Consider the following 22,429-nt stretch of genomic DNA (forward strand, 5'->3'; position numbering starts at 1 on the left):
GATCCCCAGATAGCGTCAATGAAGTGAGTATTTGAACGGCTTCATCTTCTCCAAAGACAGAGCGTCAACGAGTCCCGGGCGATGGACCTCCTGTTCAGGAACCCGTACACATCGTCCAGGGGCCTGGTCGAATCGATAGGCACGTCCCTTCCCACCGCCAATAGGATCATCGAAAGGTTCGCATCCGTCGGTGTGGTCAGGGAGGTGTCCGGGAGGAGGCGCAACCGCCTGTACTGTGCGGACGGGATATCGGAGATGCTCAGGCGATCCCGTGGCCCTCAGATGCACATGGCCATGTACGGCGGTATCCTGATGACCCCGTCCACCACCTTCAGCTGCGCGGGATGGACCACGTAGCATCTCTCGATCCTGTCCCCGAACTTCTTCCTGAACCTGTCCATCGAGACGGTCGAGTATCTCGGCCCCGATTTCACCTCCACCGGAATGATTCTTCCGTCGACAGCGTTTCCGACGGACAGGAGGAAGTCTATCTCCATCTCGTTCCTGTGGGCCTCCCTGTCATAAAGCACGTAGAAGAACAGTCTGTGCCCGGATGCTACGAGCATCTGAGAGATTGCATTCTCGTACAGCATGCCCTTGTTGACATTGAACTCCCCGTCGATTATCCTCCTGTAGACCTCCGGATCGACGGACCCGTTCTCACGATATGTGTGCGTCACGAGAAGTCCGGTATCGCCCATGTAGCACTTGACCCTCCTGCGGTCCTCCGTGCCCGAGAATCCGATGTCCGGGTCTGAGACGGAGAAGCATTCGTTGCAGATCATCGAGTTCCCCAGCCAGAAGAACGTGTCCGCATACCTGTCTATCGTAGAGCCCTTCGTCACGTCGCTGAGGACGACCTGCTTGTCATGCTTCGAGAGGAACGACGGGATCTGGTCGAATATGGACTGGACCTTGCTGGCATAGGACGCAGGGATCTTCATGATGTCATCCCTGTACAGTTCCAGGATGTCTCCCTTGACATCATCCGCAGCGTCGAAATCGCGGTCGTTCCTCAGATACGCATGGACGCTCTGCGGCATGCCTCCAATCATCATGTACTGCTTGAACAGAAGCATGGCTCTGAGATGCAGACTCTTCGGAAGCGGCCTCAGCTCCGAGAAGCTGGTCCTGATGAGGTCCACGAGATCATCCTCTCCGAATGCCCAACAGAACTCCTCGAAGTCCATAGGGTACATCCTCATCTTCTTCTCCTCGGAAGGGATCACGATGTCCTTGACGTTCTCTCTGATGGATATGAGGGAACCGGTCTCTATGTAGTCGTACCTTCCATCCTTCACAAGGCTCTTGATAAGCTCCCTGGCACGGGGGAATTTCTGGACCTCGTCGAATATTATCAGGGATTCTCTGCGATAGAGTTTCACGGAGTACTGGGCAGAGATGTACATGAACAGGTCGTCCGGTCTCTCGCCGAAGTTGTCGAACATCTCCAACAGTCCTTTCCCAGCCTCTGAGAAGTCTATCAGCACGTACGACCGATATTCGTTCCTCCCGAACTCCTCGGCGATGGTGGATTTTCCGACACGACGGGCACCTTCTATCATAGCCGCCGTGGAACCGTCGTATCTGCGTTTCCATGCGAGAAGCTGATCGTACACCTTCCGTCTGAACTTCAGATAGTGGGGATCAGTCATGTCTGTCATAATCTGGTAATCGAAGACTTCATTTAAATATTTTTGATAATACGCGGGTTTGAACAACCATAATAATTCAATAATACGCGTGTTTGAAAAAGTAAATTATTCAATAATACGCAGGTTTGAGTTTATAAAGCAGATTCTAGCTCGAATGTCTGGCCATGTTTTTGCAGAGTGTGCGGTTCGATCCAGGTCCGCATAGTACCGGCATCCCCGTCCCTCTCATCTGCCATGCCCTGATCAGGTCACTCCCGGGGTGTAAGGGTTACAGCACACATCCTCCGTTTAATATCCCGATGGCAGAACACCTCGTCACGTATCATTCCGCATGTCCGGACGGTGCGTGGGACGGTATGCGATTGTCTAAAAGAAAGTCTAAGAAGTTATTAAATCAATAAATGACAATCATAGGGATATGAAGAATCTTGATACGAGCGGCATCGGGTTCTCCGATATGATCGACAACGACATGCTCTACATCGACAAGACGTTGCTCATAGACGACATCCTCAGGACGGACAGCAGAGGGGTGTTCCTCTACACGCGCCCGAGGAGGTTCGGGAAGACCACGAACCTCTCCATGCTCCAGGAATACTTCGACGTCAGAAGGAGGGGGACGCACAGGTTCGACGGGCTGGCGATATCCAGGCCGGAGTACTCCAGGCATGAGGTCCACAGGAATGCCTACAACGTCGTCCGCATAGACCTCAAGGGATGCAACCCCAGGACATATGACAGCTTTATCGAGAGTATCGGGTACATCATCGCAGAGGTCTTCGGAAAACAACTCGATGCGATCGACCGGGGATCCCTGACTCAGATGGACGTGAAGCATCTGGACCGTATAGCCGGGGCAGAGGCTACGGAGAGCATGCTTGTCTCATCGCTTCAACTCCTCAGCAGGGCCCTCCATGCTTCCAACGGCCTCAGGACCGTCATACTCGTGGACGAGTACGATGCCCCGATAACGTACGATCTCGACAATCCCAATCAGAAGAAAATCTTGGCATTCCTCTCGGGGTTCCTGTCATCCGCCTTCAAGAGCAACGACCACGTCCAGCTGGGCGTCATCACAGGAATACTTCAGATGGCCAAGGAGAACATGTTCTCCAAACTGAACAACGTGGTCGTCAACAACATCTTCTCATTGACGTCGGACGAGCGCTACGGATTCACGGAGTCGGAGGTCAAGGCCGTATTGGAGGGCCGGGAGTGTCTGGAGCAGTTCGGGAAGGTCAAGGAATGGTATGACGGATACCGTTTCGGTAATGCAGACGTCTACAATCCCTATGCCATCATCAATTTCGCCATCACGGGAAAGGAATTCAAGCGGTTCTGGGCGGGCAACAACTCAGGGCCCGCGCTCAGGATGCTGTTCAGCAGCCTCGAAGCGGACACGTTCGAGAAGATCAGCGGTCTGCTGAAGGGCGGAGAGATCGAGTACGAGATGGACAGCGGCGTCTTCCTGGACGATCTCGCGAAAGGTTCACTGACGACGGTCCTGTCCGTGATGGCCATGAGCGGTTACCTCAAGGCGGTTCCCACAGGTACGGACGACGTCTACACGCTCAGCATCCCGAACTATGAGGTCTGGAGGTCGGTCAAGAGGGTCCTGGACGATATGGGGCCAGCATCGGAGCGCAGGATCTCCATGATGAGGGAGGCGGTGTTCAAGAACGACGCCGAGGCACTGTGCGGGATATTGGAGGACATCCTCGCGTGCGAGAGCTACTTCGACCTGGTCGATGAGAAGGACTATCGGCAGATCCTGATGACCGCGATGTTCCTCGTCTCCAGGGATTCCGAGGTCAGGACCCAGAGGGAGGCGGGAAGCGGCAGATTGGACATAGTGATGACCTCCGACGGGCGTCCCAGCGTAATATTCGAGCTCAAGCGCTCCATAAAGGAGGCCGACCTCGTCAGGGACGCGGAGGAGGGCCTCAGGCAGATCCATGGGCGCAGATACTACGCGGGTCTCGAGGGGGACGTGATCCTCTACGGGATCTCGTTCTGGTCCAAGTTCCCGTGCGTCAGATCCGAAGCAATCCGCATGGAACGGGTCCGAGGCCAGCATCGGACGATCGATAAGAATGAAGATGGTTTTCGGGGGGGCCCCGCCCCGGGCCCCCCCCTCGCGGGCACCCGTCCCGGGTCCGCCCACTGGCGATCACTGAACGGCCTTCTGGACCTGCTCGAAGATGCCGTCGATGCTGCCGGTTCCCTGGATGGTCACGAGGACATCCTTTCCACCGTAGTAGTCGATCAAGGGCATGGTGTTGTCCCTGTAGACCTGCAGCCTGTTCTTGACGGTGGCTTCCTTGTCGTCGTCCCTCTGGTAGAGCTTCCCTCCGCACTTGTCGCAGACGCCCTCGACCTTGGACGGGTTGCTGACGAGGTGGTACACGGCGTTGCAGTCGGGGCAGGAGCGCCTCATGGTGAGCCTCTTGACGAGCTCCTCGTCGGGGACGTCGAGGTTCAGTGCCAGATCGACGTCGACCTGCTGTCCGAGGGCGTCCGCCTGCTCGACTGTGCGGGGGAATCCGTCGAGGATGACCCCTCCCTTGGCCTGTGCGATCTTCTCCTTCATGAGTCCGATGATCAGGTCGTTGGGGACGAGGGCGCCGGAGTCCATGTATCCCTTGGCCTTGAGTCCGAGCTCGGTGCCGTTCCTGACAGCCTCACGGAGCATGTCCCCGGTGGAGAGCCTGGTGTAGCCGAGCTTCTCGCTGAGCATCTCGCCCTGGGTCCCTTTTCCGGATCCGGGGGGTCCGAGGAGAACAATTACGGATTTCATGTCTCACGGCTAAGGACTCAAGGTTATAAAGGTAGTGCAGGGGCGTGTCATCCTCTCATGCGTCCAGCGGCTCTCCGACATCGAAGTCGCATGAGCCATCGGCCTCAACCCCGCTTACAGTCTGCCCCGTCCTCGCAATGTATTAAACCTACGCATCATATCGCGAACCCAGTCAAGAGGTGTCCCAATGGACCAGAAGATTATCGATCAGATCGAGGCGGTCGTCGGCAAGGACGGTTACTCCGTCGAGCCCGCAGTCCTCTACACGTACGGATTCGACGCCTCCATATTCCACAGCACTCCCGAGATGGTCGTGCAGCCCCGCTCCACCGAGCAGGTGTCCGAGATCATGAAGATCGCACACGCCAACAGGATCCCCGTGGTCCCCCGCGGTGCCGGGACCGGGCTGTGCGGCTCCGCCGTCCCCGTGAAGGGCGGCATAGTCATGGCCATGCAGAGGATGGACAGGATCACCAGGATCAGCGTCGCGGACCTCTGGGTCGACGTGGAGGCCGGCGTGGTGTACAACGACCTCAACGCGGAGCTCTCCAAATACGGCTTCTTCTTCCCCCCGTCCCCCGGGTCGGCGGAGGCGTGCCAGATCGGAGGGATGGTCGCGACCAACGCGTCCGGCATGCGCGCCGTCAAGTACGGCGCCACGAGGGACTTCGTCCTCGGCCTCACGTTCGTGAAGGCCGACGGGGAGATCGTCCGCGCCGGTACGCGCACAATCAAGGATTCGTCGGGATACCAGCTGGCCCGTCTGCTCTGCGGTTCCGAGGGGACCCTGGGCATCATAACCGAGGTCACCCTCAAGCTGACCACCAAGCCCAAGAAGTCCGCATCCTGCCTCTGCTGCTTCAACACCGTGGAGGATGCAGGGACATGCATATCGGCCATAATCGCCAAGCCCCTGATCCCCGCATCCTGCGAGCTGATGGACAGCGTCAGCATAAACGCGGTCAACAAGGCGAGGGGCAACCCCCTTCCCGACTGCGGTGCACTGTGCATCGTCGAGGTCGACGGGGAGACCGAGGAGATCATCGACAGGGACCTCAAGATCGTCGAGGAGGTCGCAAACTCCATCGGTGCGATCACCGTCACCCCTACGAAGGACAAGAAGCTGATCGCGCAGTGGACCGATGCACGCAAGTCCGTCATGACGTCCCTCTCCGCGCTCAAGCCCGGATGCTCCTCCGTCTCGCTGGCGGACGACATGGGCGTACCCGTGTCCCAGGTGCCCAAGGCGGTCAAGGCGTTCCAGGAGATCGCGGACAAATACCGCGTAACGGTCGCGACCTACGGCCACGCGTCCGATGGGAACCTGCACACCAAGATGGTCATCGACCCCACCGACAAGGACGAGTGGGACCGCGGTGTCCAGGCGGTCAACGAGATCTTCGATGTCTGCATCGAGCTCGGAGGGACCGTCACCGGGGAGCATGGGGTCGGTATCTCCAAGGCGCCCAACTTCCAGAAGGAGCGCGCCTCCGAACTCTCGTCCATCAGGGCGATCAAGAAGGCCATGGACCCCGAGAACATCCTCAACCCGGGGAAGCTCGAGCAGTGGGAGGGTGCGATCCTCGGGAACCTGAGGTACCCCTGTCCCGCATACATGGGTCCCGCCAAGGACTGAAAACCGCATCCCGGGAGGGGCCCGCCCCTCCCATCATTCTCTCAGAGAGGTTATCGGGACCACGTACACCCCATCCTCGCGCCTGTATGCGAACGGCTCCGTCCCGCATATCACGCACAGGAACGTCGGAGGCGTGGCGCCCGGGTCTCTGGAGATGTATTCCGAGATCCTCGCCAGGTTGTGGGCACTCTCATCTATGCCGATCCCCGTGAGTTTGATCTCGAACGCGCCCCATCTGCCGTCGCGTAGCTCCACCACGGCATCGATCTCGCGGCCGTCCGCATCGCGATAATGATGGAGCCTTCCGCCCAGGGTCTCGGCATAGATCCTCAGGTCGTGCTGACAGAGTGATTCAAATAGGAACCCCAGGGTCTCATGGTCCCTCAGCAAGGCCTTCGGCCCCACGTTCAAGGCGCTTGCGGCGAGGGATGGGTCCGCAAGATGCCTCTTCGGACTTTTCCCGACCCTGACCGAGGACCTCAGGTTGGGATTGAACGCAGGCTGTTCCTCTATCAGATTCAATCTCCTCAGGATGCTTTCGTATTTCACCAGGGTGGATTGGTCGATGACGCCGTCGTCCGGGAACCTCCTCATGTCGCTGCGGATTGTCTTGTCGGTGGCCAGGGTGCTCTCGTTGCGGGCGAGCGACCTTATCAGTCTCCTCATGGTGCCCTCGTTCGCTCCGGGGGATATGCGGGGGAGATCGTTCTCGACGATCTCGTCTATCAGACTCTCCGCGGCATTCGATGCATCTTCGGGGTCTAGGCCGAGGTTGGCCGGCCATCCTCCCCTGACTATGTATGAGGCTATCTGCTCCAGGCTGGTCTCCTTGGATGCTGTGCGGACGTCGTCCCCCTCGAACATCCCGTAGAGGGACACCGAGCCGTCCGAATCCCCTGTCTCGAACAGGGACATTGTATGCATGTGCAGGGTGCAGATGCGTCCGAACCCCGTGTGCAGTCCGGAGGATCCCTCGTCGTCGGGTGTGGACGACCCGCACAGTATGAACCTCCCCTTCCCGGAACCGCCGTCCACCGTCTGGCGGACGGCATCCCATATCGCCGGGACCGTCTGCCATTCATCAATCATGCGAGGCTCGTCCCCTTCAAGTACGGAGAATGGGTCGAATCTTGCAAGCCGTCTGTTCCTATAATCCTCTCTCGGGTCCTCGAGGTTGTACGCGCTCCGGGAATTGTTCCTCGCAGTCCATGTCTTGCCGGAGTACTTCGGACCCTTGATGTACACTGCTCCGCATGATCTCATCCTCTTGGCTATGACCTGGTCGATGAGCCTTGGCATGTAGTCGTCTGGAGTCAGAGTCATAATATATAAACTAGATTTACTTATATTTATATATTTTCCGAAATTGACTGAATCAATCATCTGAATTCGAATGAATTGTCAAGTAAAATTCAGATACATCGGGTGCCTCAGTTCCGTAGCGAGGTTATCGGGACCACATATACTCCATCATCGCGCCTGTATGCGGCCGAGCATACGCCGCACAGTACGCACATGAAGGAGGGGGCCATCCATCCGCTTCCGCTCTCGACACTGTTCTCGAGACTATCCGCGATGCGGGTCATGTTATCGGCGGCCTCATCGACCTGATTGGTTCCGAGCTTGATCTCGAACATCCCCCATCTCCTGTCCGGCATCTCGACTATGGCATCCACCTCATTGTTGCCTTCCCTGTAGTGGAATAACTTTCCCCCAACGGACTGGGCATAGATCTGCAGGTCCCGTTCGCACATTCCCTCGAAGAAGAATCCGTATGTGTTGAGGTCCTTGAACAGCATGTCCTTAGTCAGTCCCAGTGCGGAGATCCCTATCGCAGGGTCGCTCAGATGTCTCTTGGGCTTTTTCCCTATGCGCTTGGACGATCTTATGTTCGGGCTGTATGCCGGCTGGTTCTCTATGAGGAACATCCTGTCAAGGGCATCGATGTAGTTCGATACGGTCGTATCCTTGATGGTGTCGTCTTCGTTCTCCTTCATGTCGTTCGAGATCGTCTTGATGCTGGCAAGGGTGCTTTCGTTGCGTGCCAGTGATCTGATGAGTCTCTTCATCCTCTCTTGGTCCTTTCCGGGATCTATGCGGGGAAGGTCCCGTTCGCACAACGCATCGACATACCCCGGCATTCCTCCTCTGAGATCATCCGGCTCGTTGTCTATGATCCCAGGCCATCCACCCCTCATGGTCAAACGTATGAGGTCCTCCAGATTCACATCCTTGATCGGCGTGTTCTTGAACTCCCCATCGAAGAGGCCGCTCATGGATACGTTCCCGTCCGAGTCCCCTGATTCGAAAAGGCTCATCGTGCGCATGCGGATCGGTACTATGCGTCCCATTCCACTATGGGTCTGGATGTCGTCGACCCCAGGTCTGATCGGGACGGACGACCCGCATAGTATGTACTTTCCCTTGGAGCCACTCATGTCGACATCTCTGCGTACGCCATCCCATATGGCAGGGATCATCTGCCATTCATCTATTAGATGCGGCGGTTCTCCTTCCAGGGCATAGTTCATATCTATGGACGCTAGCGTATGGTTCCTGTAGTTCTGACTCGAATCGTCGAGGGCGTACATGCTGTTGCAATGCGTGCGTGCGGTCCATGTCTTCCCGCAATACTTCGTGCCTTCGATGGAAACACAGCCGAACCGTTTCAGCATATCGTCGATCAGAGGGTCTACCAGTCTCGGTCTGTATCCTGCAGGTGTCAATGTCATATCCATTCCTTTCTCAATTGCTATCAAGTTAGGGGAGCTTTTTCAGTGTTATCATGGGAGCTTTTTCATAAATAATATAGTACTATTTACATAAAAGTTAGGGGAGCTTTTTCAGTATTATTGGGGGAATTTTTTCAGAATCTACAGAGGAACTTTTTCACATCCCCTACAGGATGATTTTCAGAGCTCTCGCTGGGTCACAACATATGATTAAGGTCACGCGAAGTACAGGTCGGGCATCCACATGAACATGTACGCGATCTCCAGGGCCGCAACCGCCATGGCCGCAATGTACACGGGGGCATTCCACACGAGTATCTTCGAGCCGTCCAGTGGGGGGATCGGGAGAAGGTTGAAGAACGCCAGGAACGCGTTGAGGTTCGCGAGCATCAGGAACACGAACACCAGCGGGGTATGGTTGAACGCGAAGCATCCGACTATCCCGACCATCGCCAGTACGATGTTCACGGCAGGTCCGGCTATGCTGATGAGCCCGTTCGTCCTCTTGTCGGGATATCCGTTTATCACGACCGCTCCGGGTGCCGCGAACAGGAATCCCAGCAGGGATGTGATCAGCGTTATGAACAGTCCGATGCGGGACATGCGGAACTCGGACCTCAGGCCGAAGTTCTGGGCGGTGAACTTGTGACCGAACTCGTGGAGCAGGAAGCTGAAGAACACGAGGCCGAAGCAGGTGACGATCAGGATGGGCCATCTGGCGACATCGCCGTAGGCGTAGCCGAGATACCACATGAACTGGCTGTCCCTGTAGAGGATGACGAATGCGATCGACAGCACGACCATCGCTACCGCGATGTCGCCGATCTCGCGGCCGCTGAACCTCTTGTCCGGGGTCACGTTGATCGTGTACGTGTCATCCATGAGTGTTCGCATCCGCTCATATAATATATATTTTGGATTGTGAGATTCATACCGCCCGAAGATTCCGAGGGGGTCAGTGACCGTTTACTTTAATCCTTGATCCCATTGCTCGTCCAAGATGGCACAGACTGCGGCTCACGGAAAGGAGCATCTGAGATGGTGCGACGCGTGCGGGACGCTCCTGCTGGGGGAATCGTGTTCCCGGTGCGGGTCCGAAGGACGGGAGTTCAGGATCAACAGTCCCGGGGACATCCGTCCGTGCATGGGTGACAGCATCGACATCGTGATGTCCCTGTTCCGCGAGTCCTTCGGAACCGATGCGCCCCTGAGATCGAGGCAGATGTTCCTCAACAAGGTTCCGGGGGAGGATCGTGCGGACGAGATCGTGGCGTGCGGCGCGGTGATCGCGGTCATGCGTTACGACATACGCCGCAAGCGTCTGGCACTGGAGCTGAGACAACCGGGGGCGGAGCTGTTCGCCGATCATGCGACCCGCAACGTGGTCTCCTTCGCAGGGATGTCCGGACATCTGAAGGGGAAGGTCGTCCCCGGGTCCAATGTGACCTCCGTCGTGGGGGAGTTCTCCCGCGGGGACCCGCTCATACTCAGGAAGGGCGGCAAGGTCGGTCCGGGGGTGGCGCTGGAGTCCAGCGCCGATCTGAAGGGTGCGGAGCGTGCGGTCAAGATCCGTGACCTGAACGCGCCGTCCGGCATCCCGACGGGTCCCCCATCGGACCCCGACGTCTTCGTGGAGGCCAACCGCACCCACATGAGACAGATACAGAGGCGTGCCGTCAGGGAGATATCGAAGTTCCTCTCCGAGGGCAACCGCAAGGGCCTTCCCGTCACGGTCTCGTTCTCCGGAGGGAAGGACTCCCTCGCAGCATACGCATTGGCGGCGGAGGCCTCCGATTCCGTGGAACTGATCAACATCGACACGGGTCTGGAGTTCCCTGAGACCGTCGAGTATGTGAGGTCGTTCGCCGCAAGGCACGGGCTCAGGGTCCACACGGCCCGCGGGAACGACGGGTTCTGGGACAACGTGGACGCCTTCGGTCCGCCCGCCAAGGACTTCAGGTGGTGCTGCAAGGTGTGCAAGCTGGGTCCTGTTACCGACGTCATCGACTCGGAGTTCCCGAAGGGGACCGTCACCGTCGAGGGAAACCGTCGCCTGGAATCGTTCGCCCGCTCCCAGATAGGGTTCGTGACGAAGAACCCGTTCGTCCCGAACCAGATCAACCTCAACCCAATCCGCGGATGGAGCGCGGCGGAGGTATGGGCGTACATACTGATGCACCGTCTCGAGTACAATCCGCTCTATGACAGGGACTTCGAGAGGATCGGGTGCTACCTGTGCCCCGCGTGCCTCGAGAGCGAGTGGGCCAACATCGGGAGGATCCATCCGGACCTGTTCGGCAGATGGGACTCCCACCTCCGCGAGTACGCGGAGAGGAACGGCCTTCCCGAGGAGTACGCGGACCTCGGGTTCTGGAGATGGAAGGCGCTCCCGCCGAAGATGGTCCAGATCGCCGACGAGATGGGCCTGGACCTGAGGCCGAAGGCCCAGCAGGGCCCGTCCATGAGGCTGACCAAGGGCGCATCGCCGTGCGCGGCCGGAGGGTACTCCATCGAGGCCATAGTCACCGTCCCCCGCGTCAGGGACTTCTCCTACGTGGAGGATGCGCTCCGCACGGTGGGGGATGCGAAGTACTCCGACGATTACGAGATCGCGCTCCTCCGCCTTCCCGTGGGGAGGGCCAGGCTGTTCGGGGGTGGCCAGGTCTCCGTCAACTCCCCGGATCCCCGCAACGCCAAGGCGATATTCGAGAGGTCCGTCAAGGCGCTGATCCGTGCGATGATGTGCACCGAGTGCGGGATCTGCGCCAAAGGATGTCCCCGCCATGCGATAAGGATGGACGGGGGCATGAGGGTCGATCCCGACAGGTGCAACTCCTGCGGAAGGTGCGAGCGTTCCTGCATGGTCGTCCACTATTACGACAGGCTGATGCAGGGGGATGCGAAGGACCCGTCCGCAACGCTTAAGAGATGACGCATGTTGGTAAAGGCCATGGATATGACCATGGCCTTCGCGATGGTGCTCGGGATAGCTCCGGCACTCATCCTGATGTATCTCGGGGTCAGGAACTACACCTTCCCCCGGGTGGAGCAGCCGTTCTTCAGCGATCCGACGTTCTTCATGTTGTTCGTGGCAGGGATGATCGGAGGTTCGGCCATGTTTATGGTCATCCTGTTCTTCAGGGCGCCTAACAGCATCATTCTGATGGCGTTGGTGGCCGCTATACAGGTCATGCTGACGGTCGTCATCATGAACCTGAAGAGATTCCGCGGGAAGTCGGACTCGGTCTTCTACGGATACGGACTCGGTCTCGGGAGTGCGTGCGGTCTCGCCACCGGGTTCTGCTATCTGGTCTACGGTTCGCTCCAGGAGGCGGACAAGGGGCTCGACGCGTCGGTCATCGCACTGATGCTGATATCGGTCTCGATGGCGCTCATCCTCGGGTCCTGCGGCACCACCGTCGGAGAGGGCATCGCCAGGCACCGGGTGATGGAGTTCGCGCTCCAGGCACTGCTCCCGATGGTCGCGTACTACATGCTCTTCGCCGCCGCGATCGGTACCGGGGACAGCATGATGTTCTATGTGTACCTCGTCCTGATGCTCCTGCTCGGTGCGGTGTACTACTATTACATCATGCGCAAGAAGCTCCCGTCCATCATCCGCGAGGTCCTGATGATGGAGGGAAAGAAGAGGGATGACATCCCCAGGGTCTGATCAGGCCCTGTAGAAACCGTTTCTCGTCTCGTAGCACAGGCCGCGGTCGAGCATGGCGGCGAGCATCCTCTCCGCCTTGGTCCCCGCCACCTCCTTGACATCCTCGAGGGTGAACTCGCCCTTCAGTCCGGTGAGCCCCTCGGAGAGTATCTCCATCTTCTCCTCGATGTTCGATGCGTGCTCGTACCTGTAGACGAGCGAGGAATGAGGGTCGGCGGACCCTATCCGTCTCCTCTGGTCCGCCCTGTCCGTCACGAGGAGGTCTATCTCCTCCGCTCCGGTGGCCCTCGACAGGGCCTCGCGGACCTCGCTCTGACTGTCCGACGTGAAGAAGAACTGGAGCTTCCCGGTGCGTTCCGTGCACCCGCAGTACGGACACGTGGTGGTCTCGAAGGACCGGTCCACGATCCTGGGCTTGCGACAGGCGCCGCAGAGCCCGAGGCCGTAGCTCATCTGTACTCCGTGAACACGAGGGCGGAGATGCAGCAGCCGTAGTGGTCCATGGGGATCTCGAGCTCCTGTGCCTCGAACTTTATCTCCCCGAACTCGACATCGCGGATCCTGGCCATCTCCTGCATCTTCCACGAGAGGATCTCCCTGAGGGACTCCGCGGAGCCGTGGATGTGTCCCTCGGCCACGTATCCTCCTTTCCCGTCCTTCCTGAACGCATAGGCGATCCCGGCGGCGATGGTCTCCCCCTCGCAGCCCCTCATCTGGGCGAGGACGCAGTGCGTCACCGCACCCATGGTCAGTTTCTGGAACGGGATCCTGTACGCCCCTTCGGGTATGACCGACGAGACGGACACGAGGTTCTGCTCGCCGATCCCCGCTTCCAGCAGTGCTATGTCGAATGCGTTGAGGTCCGAGGTCTTGCTGACCGCGGATCCGCTTACCGTGAAGAATTTGGTGGGTATCAGTTCCATTTCAATCAACCGTATATGGCGTTCTGTGCAGGGTCGTTCTCTGCGGGGGACTGTTCGGCCTCCAGCCTTCTCCTGACCTCCTCGGCCTCCTCCAGCAGAGGCTTGGGGTCGACCTTGAGGCCCCTGACCATCTTGGAGAGCGGTTCGATGAATCCCGTCGCCGCTCCGGGGTCGGGCATCCCCGGGTTCGCGGGACACATCACGGTGATGACGTCCATCCCGTGGGACCTCCCGAGGTACATCATGATCCCGGAGATCCCCTTGATCATGCCGTTGTCCATCTTCTGCAGGCCGGACGATTCCACGACCTTGCCGCATGATGGCCCGCTCCCGCAGATTACGGCCGCCTCGGACTCCGATGTCCTGGGTATGCCTTCTAGGCAGATGACCGTCCTGCACCCCAGGTCCCTCAGCTCCGACAGCACCGTAGAGGCGATCTCGTGGCAGTCGTCGGGCTTGGGCGCGAACTCCGAGGTGCACATGACGACGTCCCTCTTCCTGGCGGAGCCTTTCAGGCCGTACATCCTGATGGGCGGGTAGGCGACACTGTCGGTGATCAGACAGTAAGGAGGCATCTCCGGTCCGGTCAGACCCGCGATGGGGGTCATCTTAAGCTTGGATACGTAGAAGTTGGCAGCTATGGAGCTGACCAGTCCGACGCTGGGGAACCCGACGATCCCGACGGGGTCCTCCAGACCCAGGTCCGTGTACCTTAGTGTCTCAATGCCCATGACCGGGGTTAAGGCTAGCAAGGTATTAAGCGGAATGGTCTTTGCACCGGTCATGAGCGACCGCATTTCCACAGCCACCACCTCGGGTGGCATCCCAGTAGTCGTCGAACGTATCCCCGACAGTCAGAGCGCGGGGTTCATGGTCGGGGTCGCGACCGGCTCCAGGGATGAGACGCCCGGCATCTTCGGCCTGTCGCATCTCCTCGAGCACACGGTGTTCAGGGAGACCAGGACCCGCGACTCCTTCCAGATGGCCAAGGAGATGGAGGGTGCGGGTGGCGAGCTCAACGCGTTCACGGGTCGCGAGATGACCGCGTTCTACGGCATAACGATCAGGGAGACCGCATCCACGGCCATGGACATGGTCGGGGACATCGTCGCCAATCCCCTGATCAATGAGAAGGACACGGAGCTAGAGAAGAAGATCGTGCTCCAGGAGCTGAGCATGATCGAGAACGAGCCCGAGACGAGGATCCACGACCTGTTCGAGAGCCAGCTCTGGCGCGGACATCAGCTCGGACAGGACGAGGGAGGGGACAAGGACATCGTCGCCCGCCTGACCTCCGGGGACCTCCGCGCCTATTACGAGGAGAAGTACCTCATCCCCAACCTCGCGGTCTACGCGGCAGGGGACGTGGACATAGACACGACCGTGGAGTGGGCGGAGTCCGCATTGGACGGCAGGTCCGGCGGGAAGAGGAACGTCAGGACCGCCCCTCCCATGCCCGAGGCATCATACGAGTACGTCAAGACGGAGGCGGACCACCTCCAGGTGGCCATGGGATTCCCGACCTACGGCGCATCGCACGGGGACCGTTCCGCACTGACCATGCTCTCCGCCATCCTGGGGTCCGGCACGAGCTCCAGACTCTTCCAGTCCGTCAGGGAGCAGAAGGCTCTGGTGTACTCGGTCTACACCACGATAAGCCAGAACAGCGATGCGAGCTCGCTCGCGGCGTACATGTCATGCACGGACAAGAACGTCACCGAGGCCATGCAGACCACGTCCAGGGAGATCGGGAGGCTCCTCGCGGAGGGCCTCGACGAGGGAGAGCTGGCACGCGCCAAGCGCCTGGTCAAGGGAGCGAACGTGAGGTCCATGGAGTCCACCGAGCACAGGCTGTACCGTCTGTGCGTCAACAACATGCTCAACGGTTCCACCGAGGCCCTGGAGGAGCGTTTGGCCAAGATCGATGCCGTCACGGAGGACGATGTCATGCGCGTCGCCAACGATGTGCTCAGGGCGGACCGCCTCAACGTTGTCGTCCTCGGCAAGGGCGGACGCGATGTCAGGAAGATGGATGTCTCGGACCTTGCATTCTGAGGTCCGAGGACGATCCCGACCCGTCGCATGTGCCAGATGCATGCGACGGGATCATATGCGTATGCGGATCCTCCGGTTGCGGCCCCTCGTCCTGTCCGGACGGGAGCATTCGAGGGTCCCCGATCCGACCATGTCCCTTACGGCGGCATACACGCCGGACGCGTTCCGAGAATAGCCGAGTCGGTCCGTCAGTTCACTCATGGACACGGACCCGTGGCCCCTCAGGGCCTCCAGGATGTCGTGCTTGGGCTCCTCTGAGGTTCTGATGCCACGAACATCGGTGGTCGTGACGTCGGTTTGCGTGTTTGCCGATTGCATTTTCTCTATCCTCACCTTCCGTCAGGATATCCTCCGAGGTATCGTTGCCTTTTTTCAGCAATTTGATCAGTTTCGATGAAGGGTGCCGTATCTGGTGCTCTGCTCCGTCCATATATCGGACAGAGTCCGGAGAGTCGTGCACCATCGGTCGAGAATCCGATCCGCCACGTGGAATCGGAGGGGATGGGGATGATGCCGGTCATTTGCCGCACAATCCGTGGGTGGCACTATATGGATGATCCAAGGTCGATGCATCCCGAACCGAGACGTCGATCCAGACACTGCGGGCAATGACCCGGAAGGTGGGATGCGCCCGTTCATTCCCTGACGGAGTCCATGAGGTGGATCACGGCTCTCTTGGCGCTCTCCACCGCCGCCTCCACCTCGGGCGTCATCGTCTCCGTGACGGTCTTTATGTCCTGCACCTCGATGGCGACGAACTGTATGGTCTCCGGCATAAGCTCCGGGTCCATCTTGTGGCCGATCTTGATCGCAGTGGGCAGGTTCACGTCGTGGGTGGCGGCGTTGGCGATGACCTCGTCGAAGTCGTGCTCGTCGTAGAGCATGACGGTCCCCGGGCCGTATTCCCCGGTCTGGATCGCATCGACGACGATCGCGTGCGTGTATCCGTGGATTATGGGGAGTATGTCCAGTCCGCCGACGGCCTCCTGGAAGCAGTCCACGTCGTCCATGCCCATCCTTTGGATCTCCTCGGACACCCTGAGGCCGACCGCATCGTCGCACATTATCGGGCTTCCGAGCCCGATCACGGCGATCCTTCCGTTTCCGCGCATGGCCCGATTATCTGCCGTTACTGGTTAAAGCGTTGCGGATGCGGAGGACGACCCAACATTATTTCTTCCTTAAGGAATCTGAGGATATCGTGCAGATCAGCGTACAGAGCTCTCAGACGGTGAACGGGAGGCCGGTCACGGCCCGTCAGCTGGAGGCGCTCCTTGCGGTCCAGGACACGGGGAGCCAGACGGCCGCGGCGAGGCAGCTGGGTATATCCGTACCTGTCATCCACAAGTACCTCGCCAGCATCGAGGACGCGGCGGGGACGCCCATACTCAAGACGACCCCTGCGGGCTCGAAGCTCACCGAGGCCGGGCTGGAGATAGCTTCCGTCGCCCGTTCCATGAGCCAGAGGAGCGACATGGACCGCGGGTTCACCGTGTGCTGCAGCCCGGTGACGGAGGACCTCATGATGTCCGTGATCTCATCGCTGAGGATCTCCGGCGCGAACATCGTCGTGTCCAACGACGAGTACAACATCAAGATGCTGAGGGAGGACCGTGCGGACCTCGCGATCATAGACGACCCGCTGTACCTCTTCGACGCGGAGGAGTTCGAGATGGACGAGATCGGGTACATGGGGATGGTCCTGGTGGACAACGGCCCCTCATTCATACGTTACAAGTACGGCGCGCAGAGGGTCGCGTTCATGTTCCTGGACTCGGAGGACCGCGAGTACACCATAGACTCCGAGACCTTCTCGCTCCCGGAGCTCCTCGGGTCCAACAAGAGCTTCTTCGTCGACGAGTACCTGCTCACCAGGAAGAACCTCCGTCTGAAGAGCGCGGTCGATCCCAAGATGCTCAGGCACGCCATCACCGCCCTGTACAGGGAGGACAGCAGGAACGTTTCCAGGGTGATTTCGGCCCTCAAGACGAGAACTCAGTGAATTAAGGATTACCCATTAGGATAATACCCACTCGATCCGAACTGCACCGATTAAATAGTGTGATTATGTGACACGCTTCGATCACTATGGTTACACCCAACCCCGAATTCTTCGAGGAGCTGACCGCGGCAGGAGCCGGCGACGTCAAGCTCTGCTTCCAGTGTGGAACCTGCACCGCGAGCTGCCCCTCCGGAAGGAGGACGTCCTACAGGACCAGGAAGCTCATGAGGATGGCCCAGCTCGGCCTCAGGGAGGAGATCCTGAACAGCGACGAGCTCTGGGAGTGCAGCACATGCTACACCTGCGTCGAGAGGTGCCCCCGTCAGGTCCCCATCGTCGACATCGTCATTTCCCTCAGGAACCTGGCCGTCGCGGACGGACACATGTTCGCCAACCACAAGAACACCGCCAAGAACCTCGCCAAGTACGGACACACCGTCCCCGTCAAGGACGAGATCACCAAGCTCAGGGAGGAGCTCGGACTGCCCGGCGTACCGCCCACCGTCCTCGCCTCCGACAAGGCAAAGGCCGATCTGGACAAGATCCTGACCGTAACCGGATTCGACAAGATCACACAGGAGTGATGAAAGATGGCAAAGTACGCATTTTTCCTCGGTTGCATTGCGCCCCTGAGGTACCCCGGAATCGAGAAGTCCACCAGGGACGTCTGCAAGGCCCTGGACATCGAGCTCGTCGACCTCGACGACGCGAGCTGCTGCCCCGCTCCCGGAGTCATCAGAGCATTCAACAAGAAGACCTGGCTCGCCGCCGCCGCAAGGAACCTCGCCCTGGCCGAGCAGAAGGGCCTTCCCATCATGACCGTCTGCAACGGATGCTACGGTACCCTCTTCGACGCCGCTCACGAGCTGAACGGGAACGAGGAGGCCCTCGCCGAGGTCAACAAGGTCCTCGCCGAGATCGGAATGGAGTACAAGGGCACCACCGAGGTCCGCCACTTCGCCGAGGTCCTCTACAACGAGGTCGGCGTCGAGAAGATCAAGGAGAAGGTCACCAAGCCCCTGGAGTACCAGGTCGCCACCTTCTACGGATGCCACTTCCTCAAGCCCAGCGCGATCAAGAACCTGGACGACCCCGAGAACCCCCACATCCTCGACGACCTCGTGGAGGCCACCGGTGCCAAGAGCATGCCCAGGAAGCAGAAGATGCTGTGCTGCGGAGCCGGAGGAGGACTCAAGGCCGCGTTCGGAGATGTCGCGATGAAGTTCACCCAGACCAACCTGGAGAACATGCAGGCATCCGGAGCCAAGTACATCGTGGACGTCTGCCCGTTCTGCCACCTGCAGTTCGACGGCAGCCAGAAGGACCTCGGCTACAACATGCCCGTCCTCCACCTGTCCCAGCTCTACGGACTGGCCATGGGAATGAGCGAGAAGGACCTCGGTCTCTCCGCCCACATCACCCCCGTGGTTCTCTGAAACTCTCAACGGGAGGGGCCCTCCCCTCCCATCTTATCTTTATTCTCCGATCCATTGCGACGCCCTTCCGTCCTGGCGTCAACTCTAATATTTTTAGAGTTAAATTCAAATATATGCGGTACCAATCTAAAAAGGAAATATTATTCTGAACAGGGTAACAAAAACATGTCTGGCTATGCCTGATTTTTCCGGACCTCACAAAATCCGCCTCTCACATAGCCTTTTATAGGACCAGAGATTCCTTCGCGACAGTCAATAAGGAGCTACAATCATGGCAGGAGCATCCGTTGCATCTAAGAAGGCCAAGGCGGCCGGAGGAGGCCGTAAGGTCAGGGACAAGTGGAAAGCAAAGGAGTGGTACACCATCCACGCACCTCGCATGTTCAACGAGGCCGAGATCGGAGAGACCCCCTCTGCAGACCCCGAGTACGTCATTGGAAGGACCGTCGAGGTCACCGTTCAGGACCTGACCGGCGACTTCTCCAAAATGCACATCAAGCTAAGGTTCAAGGTCACGTCCGTCGATGGACACGACGCGAAGACCGAGTTCATCGGCCACGACCTGACCAGCGATTACGTCAGGAGGCTGACCCGCAGGAAGAAGACCAAGACCGACCACGTCGTCGACGTCGTCACCAAGGACGGCTTCTCCTACAGGATCAAGACCATGGCCATCGCCGACAAGCGCATCCAGTCCTCCCAGGAGGACGCTATGAGGCGCGTCATCGGAGAGACCCTCGTCCAGATGGGACAGGAGCAGACCCTCTCCCAGCTCGTCAAGGCGATCGTCTCCGGAGACCTCGCCAAGGACCTCGCCAGGGCCTGCCGCATCGTCATCCCCATCAAGAGGATCGAGATCCGCAAGACCGAGGTCATGGCGAACGGAGATTCCGAGCCCGAGTCCATCATGCCCGAGACCGTCGTCGAGGAGTCCGAGGAGGAGGCACCTGCAGAGGAGCCCGCCGAGGAGCCCGCCGCAGAGGAGGCCGAGGCCCCCGCTGAGGAGAAGGTCGAGGAGTGATCCTCGCTGGCCCCTCGGGGCCGGCACTCCAAACATCTTAACTTCTCATCCACCCGCTTCCCGATTCCAGCATCATTTTTCCAAGCGGTATCATTATAAACTAAAAGCGAATCGGGTGGCTTAAGGCCGGGGTGGCTCAGCCTGGTGGAGCGTCGGACTCATAGGGTTCTGGTCAACAGACCTCTTCCAGGGAAATCCGAAGGTCAAGGGTTCGAACCCCTTTCCCGGCACCATTATTTTTCAATCCGTCTGTGGCTGCGAGGTCCGTTCCGATCCATTCACGTCTCGTCGGTTCGAGGTTCCGATCGCTCTTAGGATTTCGAGCTGTCTGCAGGGGTCGAAACTGATCAACACGGTCATGCAACGACGGATATGACGAGATGAGTGAGGGTAACGGCCTATGGGGGCCGGATCCTGGATGATCAGAGTTTCACCGACCGTGTCACGACCAGACGATAAGGGTCGTTGTGCCGAGGATCTCGACCGATAGTCGGAATTCTGGCATCTGACGAAAGATGTCTTCGCATCATTCATCTCATCCGGAAGCGAGTTCCACCGCCGTTTTGAATTCAAGGCAGAACTCCTCCCGGCAATCACTGTTCTAAGGTCAACTCCTGCATGTCGCTCCGTGTGGCAGTCTATCTGTCCCGAGACCTCTTCGTTCGGACCATCCTGGGGCCGTGAAACGCAATCTTGGCGGAATCCGGAAGGGTCTTGGGTGTAGCCGATGGGGCGCATCCCGATATCAGGGCCACCTTCCGCCATGCACGCCCTCGGACATTTCAGCCGATCACGTTGTTCCGATTCCATAGCTTATATACTGGCAGGCCCAATGGGTCTGATATGAGGCTCATCATCTACACGGGCAAAGGCGGTGTCGGGAAGACATCGACCTCTGCGGCTACAGCGTACAGGTTGGCGGAGTTGGGATACAAGACGATACTGATGAGCACGGATTCCGCCCATTCCCTGGGTGATTCCCTGGATGTCAAGCTCGGGACGACGATAACGCACGTGCGCGAGAACCTCGATGCCCTGGAGATTGACATCATCCACGAGATGCGCACCAAGTGGAACGATATCCAGAACTACGTGTCGGCATTCATGCTCTCGCAGGGCATGGGGGACATCTCCGCCGAGGAGATGGCGATCCTCCCAGGCATGGAGATGATCGCCGCTTTGTTCTACGTCAATCAGTTCGAGGAGAACGGCATGTACGACGTGGTCGTCATGGACACCGCGCCCACAGGTGAGACGCTCAGGCTCCTGAGCTTCCCGGACGTCACGAACTGGTATCTCGACAAGGGTTTCTCGGTGCTCAAGAGACTCATGAAGATCGCCAAGCTCACGGTCGGCAAGCTGATGGACATGCCCCTGCCGTCCGACGAGGTCCTGGACAGCGTCGAGGACATCAAGGACAACATGGGTCGCGTGAAGGAGATCCTCGAGGATCCCAAGAGGACCACCGTCAGGCTCGTGATGAACCCCGAGAAGATGGTCATCCGCGAGACCATGCGCGCGTACACGTACCTGAGCCTCTACAACAAGAACGTCGAGGCCATCGTGGTCAACAGGGTCCTCCCGCCGGAGGCCGGGGAGTCCGATTTCCTCAAGGACAAGTACAAGGAGCAGGAGGAGAACATGGAGCTCATCCACAATGCCTTCGATCCCATGGAGATCAAGACCTGCATGATGATGAGGACCGAGCTCCGCGGGGAGGAGAAGCTCCGTGAGATGGCCAGCATGATCTACGGCGAGGACGACCCCATGCGCATCTACTCCGACGCAAGCCCGATGAGCTTCCACACGGATGACAGGTACCACTACCTGCAGATGCGCATGCCCTTCGTGGACAGCAGCGAGGTGGAGCTCTTCCGCATAGACCCCATAACATTGATGGTGCACGTGGGAAGCCAGAAGCGCAACCTGCAGCTCCCGGACGTCCTGGCACATGCCGAGATCTCCGGGGCAGAGTTCAAGGACAATAAACTCATTATCAGATTCAAGAGGGAATCCCAATGACAACCGAGGAAGAGTTCCAAGCATTCGTCAGCCAGAACAAAGATCTCATCGAGAGGATGATCGCTCTGCAGAAGGGTGCGGCCGGGGAATTCATCGGGGCCGAGAAGGACATCATGAGAGGCGCCTACGACCACACCAGGGAGCTGGCGGACCAGGGCCGTGCGCACGCGGACGAGCTGATCCAGTCGACGATCTCGATGGTCACCGACCCCGAGGTCCAGAGGCATTTCATGAACATGGGGATGGAGTTCTTCATGGGAATGGCCGCGATGATGCAGAAGGCACCTATGCCCGCGGCGGTCAGGAACGGCATCGATGCCGCAGGGAGCGGCATGAGGGATGCGGCATGCAGGGCCAATCAGGACTGCGGGGCCCGCAAGGCTCCTCAGAAGGTCAGCATAGTGAACGATCCCGAGCCCCGCTCAGGCGTTCCCGACGATGTCTTCAAGAGCCCGGGTGAGTGATTTGTTCGGCGGG

At 58.9% G+C, this 22,429-nt stretch carries 22 protein-coding genes, 1 tRNA gene and 2 pseudogenes; 14 read left to right on the forward strand and 11 right to left on the reverse strand.

The features are described 5' to 3' along the window. Positions 1–81 precede the first annotated feature (81 nt). Positions 82–357 (forward strand): hypothetical protein, encoded by a 276-nt coding sequence (locus tag V5D86_RS05295; protein ID WP_414595656.1) that lies wholly within the window; start codon positions 82–84, stop codon positions 355–357. Here V5D86_RS05295 and V5D86_RS05300 read toward each other — a convergent pair. After that, positions 279–1,637, reverse strand: a complete 1,359-nt coding sequence (locus tag V5D86_RS05300) for an ATP-binding protein (RefSeq protein ID WP_414595699.1) — start codon at positions 1,635–1,637, stop codon at positions 279–281. The two genes, V5D86_RS05295 and V5D86_RS05300, sit on opposite strands and share 79 nt — an antisense overlap. A 490-nt stretch (positions 1,638–2,127) precedes the next feature. On the opposite strand from V5D86_RS05300, the pseudogene V5D86_RS05305 reads away from it, so the two are divergent. After that, a pseudogene (locus V5D86_RS05305) lies at positions 2,128–2,904 on the forward strand (AAA family ATPase); the annotation flags it as partial. Positions 2,905–2,945: 41 nt separating this feature from the next. On the opposite strand, the gene V5D86_RS05310 reads toward V5D86_RS05305, so the two are convergent. After that, entirely contained in the window at positions 2,946–3,176 is a 231-nt protein-coding gene (locus tag V5D86_RS05310) for a hypothetical protein (protein WP_414595657.1), read from the reverse strand. A gap of 262 nt (positions 3,177–3,438) precedes the next feature. Between V5D86_RS05310 and V5D86_RS05315 the strand changes: the two are divergent. After that, positions 3,439–3,612, forward strand: a pseudogene (locus V5D86_RS05315) (PD-(D/E)XK nuclease domain-containing protein); the annotation flags it as partial. Positions 3,613–3,825: 213 nt separating this feature from the next. Here V5D86_RS05315 and V5D86_RS05320 read toward each other — a convergent pair. Further along, a complete protein-coding gene (locus tag V5D86_RS05320; protein ID WP_414595658.1) occupies positions 3,826–4,452 on the reverse strand; it encodes an adenylate kinase in 627 nt (208 codons plus the stop codon). A 187-nt stretch (positions 4,453–4,639) separates the two neighbouring features. Here V5D86_RS05320 and V5D86_RS05325 point away from each other — a divergent pair, with 187 nt between their 5' ends. Continuing rightward, positions 4,640–6,088, forward strand: a complete 1,449-nt coding sequence (locus V5D86_RS05325) for an FAD-binding oxidoreductase (protein WP_414595659.1) — start codon at positions 4,640–4,642, stop codon at positions 6,086–6,088. A gap of 33 nt (positions 6,089–6,121) precedes the next feature. Here the strand turns inward: V5D86_RS05325 and V5D86_RS05330 are convergent, their stop codons facing one another. From V5D86_RS05330 to V5D86_RS05340, 3 genes are all read right to left on the reverse strand, one after another. Continuing rightward, on the reverse strand, positions 6,122–7,411 hold the full coding sequence (locus V5D86_RS05330; protein ID WP_414595660.1) for an ATP-binding protein: 1,290 nt from the start codon (positions 7,409–7,411) through the stop codon (positions 6,122–6,124). Positions 7,412–7,518: 107 nt separating this feature from the next. Continuing rightward, positions 7,519–8,820, reverse strand: coding sequence for an ATP-binding protein (locus V5D86_RS05335; protein WP_414595661.1), 1,302 nt, complete (start codon positions 8,818–8,820; stop codon positions 7,519–7,521). A 216-nt stretch (positions 8,821–9,036) separates the two neighbouring features. Then, on the reverse strand, positions 9,037–9,702 hold the full coding sequence (locus tag V5D86_RS05340; protein ID WP_414595662.1) for a site-2 protease family protein: 666 nt from the start codon (positions 9,700–9,702) through the stop codon (positions 9,037–9,039). A gap of 118 nt (positions 9,703–9,820) precedes the next feature. Between V5D86_RS05340 and V5D86_RS05345 the strand changes: the two genes are divergently transcribed. Both V5D86_RS05345 and V5D86_RS05350 read left to right on the forward strand, forming a co-directional pair. Further along, positions 9,821–11,752, forward strand: a complete 1,932-nt coding sequence (locus tag V5D86_RS05345) for a phosphoadenosine phosphosulfate reductase family protein (RefSeq protein ID WP_414595663.1) — start codon at positions 9,821–9,823, stop codon at positions 11,750–11,752. 3 nt (positions 11,753–11,755) lie between these two features. Further along, entirely contained in the window at positions 11,756–12,493 is a 738-nt protein-coding gene (locus tag V5D86_RS05350) for a hypothetical protein (RefSeq protein WP_414595664.1), read from the forward strand. Here the strand turns inward: V5D86_RS05350 and V5D86_RS05355 are convergent, their stop codons facing one another. From V5D86_RS05355 to V5D86_RS05365, 3 genes are read right to left on the reverse strand one after another with little or no spacing between them, the layout of a single operon-like run. Beyond that, on the reverse strand, positions 12,494–12,946 hold the full coding sequence (locus V5D86_RS05355) for a DUF5817 domain-containing protein (protein ID WP_414595665.1): 453 nt from the start codon (positions 12,944–12,946) through the stop codon (positions 12,494–12,496). After that, positions 12,943–13,416: a pyruvoyl-dependent arginine decarboxylase gene (locus V5D86_RS05360; protein WP_414595666.1), complete on the reverse strand. Its 474-nt coding sequence runs from the start codon at positions 13,414–13,416 to the stop codon at positions 12,943–12,945. The genes V5D86_RS05355 and V5D86_RS05360 overlap by 4 nt, the downstream gene beginning before the upstream one ends. A gap of 5 nt (positions 13,417–13,421) precedes the next feature. Next, positions 13,422–14,147, reverse strand: a complete 726-nt coding sequence (locus tag V5D86_RS05365) for a proteasome assembly chaperone family protein (protein WP_414595667.1) — start codon at positions 14,145–14,147, stop codon at positions 13,422–13,424. Between the two features lie 52 nt (positions 14,148–14,199). Here V5D86_RS05365 and V5D86_RS05370 point away from each other — a divergent pair, with 52 nt between their 5' ends. Beyond that, positions 14,200–15,471 carry a M16 family metallopeptidase gene (locus V5D86_RS05370; RefSeq protein WP_414595668.1) on the forward strand — a complete coding sequence of 424 codons (1,272 nt, stop codon included), beginning with the start codon at positions 14,200–14,202 and terminating at the stop codon, positions 15,469–15,471. A gap of 51 nt (positions 15,472–15,522) precedes the next feature. On the opposite strand, the gene V5D86_RS05375 is transcribed toward V5D86_RS05370, so the two are convergent. Beyond that, complete coding sequence (locus V5D86_RS05375; protein ID WP_414595669.1) at positions 15,523–15,789, reverse strand: MarR family transcriptional regulator; 267 nt, start codon at positions 15,787–15,789, stop codon at positions 15,523–15,525. 317 nt (positions 15,790–16,106) lie between these two features. Beyond that, a complete protein-coding gene (locus V5D86_RS05380; protein ID WP_414595670.1) occupies positions 16,107–16,583 on the reverse strand; it encodes a hydrogenase maturation protease in 477 nt (158 codons plus the stop codon). 89 nt (positions 16,584–16,672) lie between these two features. On the opposite strand from V5D86_RS05380, the gene V5D86_RS05385 reads away from it, so the two are divergent. The 7 genes from V5D86_RS05385 (at position 16,673) to V5D86_RS05415 (ending at position 22,416) form a co-directional block, all read left to right on the forward strand. Beyond that, positions 16,673–17,473: a LysR family transcriptional regulator gene (locus V5D86_RS05385; protein ID WP_414595671.1), complete on the forward strand. Its 801-nt coding sequence runs from the start codon at positions 16,673–16,675 to the stop codon at positions 17,471–17,473. Between the two features lie 86 nt (positions 17,474–17,559). Continuing rightward, a complete protein-coding gene (hdrC, locus tag V5D86_RS05390; protein WP_414595672.1) occupies positions 17,560–18,057 on the forward strand; it encodes a CoB--CoM heterodisulfide reductase subunit C in 498 nt (165 codons plus the stop codon). A gap of 6 nt (positions 18,058–18,063) precedes the next feature. Further along, positions 18,064–18,909 carry a CoB--CoM heterodisulfide reductase subunit B gene (gene hdrB / locus V5D86_RS05395; RefSeq protein WP_414595673.1) on the forward strand — a complete coding sequence of 282 codons (846 nt, stop codon included), beginning with the start codon at positions 18,064–18,066 and terminating at the stop codon, positions 18,907–18,909. 271 nt (positions 18,910–19,180) lie between these two features. Then, complete coding sequence (locus V5D86_RS05400) at positions 19,181–19,930, forward strand: 30S ribosomal protein S3ae (protein WP_414595674.1); 750 nt, start codon at positions 19,181–19,183, stop codon at positions 19,928–19,930. 125 nt (positions 19,931–20,055) lie between these two features. Continuing rightward, positions 20,056–20,163, forward strand: a tRNA-Met gene (locus V5D86_RS05405). A gap of 610 nt (positions 20,164–20,773) precedes the next feature. Continuing rightward, positions 20,774–21,952: an ArsA family ATPase gene (locus V5D86_RS05410; protein WP_414595675.1), complete on the forward strand. Its 1,179-nt coding sequence runs from the start codon at positions 20,774–20,776 to the stop codon at positions 21,950–21,952. Then, positions 21,949–22,416, forward strand: coding sequence for a hypothetical protein (locus V5D86_RS05415; RefSeq protein ID WP_414595676.1), 468 nt, complete (start codon positions 21,949–21,951; stop codon positions 22,414–22,416). Before V5D86_RS05410 ends, V5D86_RS05415 begins: the two co-directional genes overlap by 4 nt. Positions 22,417–22,429 lie beyond the last annotated feature (13 nt).

This window comes from Candidatus Methanoprimaticola sp. MG2, from assembly GCF_047501175.1.
In the GTDB taxonomy this organism is placed as follows: domain Archaea; phylum Thermoplasmatota; class Thermoplasmata; order Methanomassiliicoccales; family Methanomethylophilaceae; genus Methanoprimaticola.

What these genes read in the sequence shown, in the direction of transcription:
- V5D86_RS05335 (WP_414595661.1), bottom strand. Translation starts at nt 8,820, where the DNA reads ATGACATTGACACCTGCAGGATACAGACCGAGACTGGTAGACCCTCTG.
- V5D86_RS05330 (WP_414595660.1), bottom strand. Translation starts at nt 7,411, where the DNA reads ATGACTCTGACTCCAGACGACTACATGCCAAGGCTCATCGACCAGGTC.
- V5D86_RS05365 (WP_414595667.1), bottom strand. Translation starts at nt 14,147, where the DNA reads ATGGGCATTGAGACACTAAGGTACACGGACCTGGGTCTGGAGGACCCC.
- V5D86_RS05400 (WP_414595674.1), top strand. Translation starts at nt 19,181, where the DNA reads ATGGCAGGAGCATCCGTTGCATCTAAGAAGGCCAAGGCGGCCGGAGGA.
- V5D86_RS05340 (WP_414595662.1), bottom strand. Translation starts at nt 9,702, where the DNA reads ATGGATGACACGTACACGATCAACGTGACCCCGGACAAGAGGTTCAGC.
- V5D86_RS05415 (WP_414595676.1), top strand. Translation starts at nt 21,949, where the DNA reads ATGACAACCGAGGAAGAGTTCCAAGCATTCGTCAGCCAGAACAAAGAT.
- V5D86_RS05295 (WP_414595656.1), top strand. Translation starts at nt 82, where the DNA reads ATGGACCTCCTGTTCAGGAACCCGTACACATCGTCCAGGGGCCTGGTC.
- V5D86_RS05370 (WP_414595668.1), top strand. Translation starts at nt 14,200, where the DNA reads ATGAGCGACCGCATTTCCACAGCCACCACCTCGGGTGGCATCCCAGTA.
- V5D86_RS05380 (WP_414595670.1), bottom strand. Translation starts at nt 16,583, where the DNA reads ATGCGCGGAAACGGAAGGATCGCCGTGATCGGGCTCGGAAGCCCGATA.
- V5D86_RS05350 (WP_414595664.1), top strand. Translation starts at nt 11,756, where the DNA reads ATGTTGGTAAAGGCCATGGATATGACCATGGCCTTCGCGATGGTGCTC.
- V5D86_RS05360 (WP_414595666.1), bottom strand. Translation starts at nt 13,416, where the DNA reads ATGGAACTGATACCCACCAAATTCTTCACGGTAAGCGGATCCGCGGTC.
- V5D86_RS05345 (WP_414595663.1), top strand. Translation starts at nt 9,821, where the DNA reads ATGGCACAGACTGCGGCTCACGGAAAGGAGCATCTGAGATGGTGCGAC.
- V5D86_RS05355 (WP_414595665.1), bottom strand. Translation starts at nt 12,946, where the DNA reads ATGAGCTACGGCCTCGGGCTCTGCGGCGCCTGTCGCAAGCCCAGGATC.
- V5D86_RS05410 (WP_414595675.1), top strand. Translation starts at nt 20,774, where the DNA reads ATGAGGCTCATCATCTACACGGGCAAAGGCGGTGTCGGGAAGACATCG.
- V5D86_RS05325 (WP_414595659.1), top strand. Translation starts at nt 4,640, where the DNA reads ATGGACCAGAAGATTATCGATCAGATCGAGGCGGTCGTCGGCAAGGAC.
- hdrC (WP_414595672.1), top strand. Translation starts at nt 17,560, where the DNA reads ATGGTTACACCCAACCCCGAATTCTTCGAGGAGCTGACCGCGGCAGGA.
- V5D86_RS05310 (WP_414595657.1), bottom strand. Translation starts at nt 3,176, where the DNA reads ATGGCCATCACGGACAGGACCGTCGTCAGTGAACCTTTCGCGAGATCG.
- hdrB (WP_414595673.1), top strand. Translation starts at nt 18,064, where the DNA reads ATGGCAAAGTACGCATTTTTCCTCGGTTGCATTGCGCCCCTGAGGTAC.
- V5D86_RS05320 (WP_414595658.1), bottom strand. Translation starts at nt 4,452, where the DNA reads ATGAAATCCGTAATTGTTCTCCTCGGACCCCCCGGATCCGGAAAAGGG.
- V5D86_RS05375 (WP_414595669.1), bottom strand. Translation starts at nt 15,789, where the DNA reads ATGCAATCGGCAAACACGCAAACCGACGTCACGACCACCGATGTTCGT.